General features: G+C 41.5%; 1 protein-coding gene. It reads right to left on the minus strand.

All coding sequences use genetic code 11. From position 1 onward, the window contains the following. Window positions 1–83: 83 nt before the first annotated feature. Window positions 84–1,268: an elongation factor Tu gene (gene tuf / locus Q4496_RS17855; RefSeq protein ID WP_215974142.1), complete on the minus strand. Its 1,185-nt coding sequence runs from the start codon at window positions 1,266–1,268 to the stop codon at window positions 84–86. Window positions 1,269–1,271: the final 3 nt, after the last annotated feature.

Raw genomic sequence — 1,271 nt, forward strand, 5'->3', positions numbered from 1 at the left:
AAAAAAGGCCGCAGAAGCGACCTTTTTTATTCATTAACCTTTTGTGTTCGCTAACCAACAGGTTAACTACAATAAAGTGTTAATTACTCGATGATTGCAGATACAACACCAGCACCAACAGTACGACCACCTTCACGGATTGCGAAGCGTAAACCTTCGTCCATCGCTACTGGGTTAATTAGCTCAACAACAAACTTCAAGTTGTCGCCTGGCATTACCATTTCAACACCTTCAGGAAGCTCTACTGAACCAGTGATATCCGTTGTACGGAAGTAAAACTGTGGACGGTATCCTTTAAAGAATGGCGTATGACGACCACCTTCATCTTTAGAAAGAACATAAACTTCTGATTCAAATTTAGTGTGTGGAGAAATAGAACCTGGAGCACATAGTACTTGACCACGTTCAACATCTTCACGCTTAAGACCACGTAGAAGAACACCACAGTTCTCGCCTGCACGACCTTCGTCAAGAAGCTTACGGAACATTTCAACACCTGTACAAGTTGATTTTTGTGTATCACGGATACCTACAACTTCTACTTCTTCACCAACTTTGATGATACCACGTTCAACACGACCCGTTACAACAGTACCACGACCAGCGATTGAGAATACATCTTCGATTGGCATGATGAATGCACCATCAATTGCACGCTCTGGCTCTGGAATGTATGTATCTAATTGGTCAGCAAGTTCAATTACTTTCGCTTCCCATTTTTCTTCGCCTTGAAGTGCGCCTAAAGCTGAACCTTGGATTACTGGTAAATCATCACCTGGGAAATCATATTCAGAAAGTAGTTCACGGATTTCCATTTCTACTAGCTCTAATAACTCTTCATCATCAACAACATCACATTTGTTCATGAATACGATGATGTAAGGAACACCAACTTGACGAGAAAGTAAGATATGCTCACGTGTTTGTGGCATAGGACCATCTGTAGCAGCAACTACTAAGATAGCACCATCCATTTGTGCTGCACCAGTGATCATGTTTTTGATATAATCGGCATGGCCTGGGCAATCTACGTGTGCGTAGTGACGTGTTTCTGTATCGTACTCGATGTGAGAAGTATTGATTGTAATACCACGCTCACGCTCTTCTGGTGCATTATCGATTTGTGCGAAATCTTTTAATTCACCACCATGTACTTTAGTTAATACCGCAGAGATAGCGGCTGTTAATGTTGTTTTACCGTGATCAACGTGACCGATTGTACCAACGTTAACATGCGGTTTATTACGTTCAAATTTTTCTTTAGCCATTTT

Origin of the sequence: Colwellia sp. 5_MG-2023 (assembly GCF_030547795.1) — a bacterium.
GTDB lineage: Bacteria > Pseudomonadota > Gammaproteobacteria > Enterobacterales > Alteromonadaceae > Colwellia.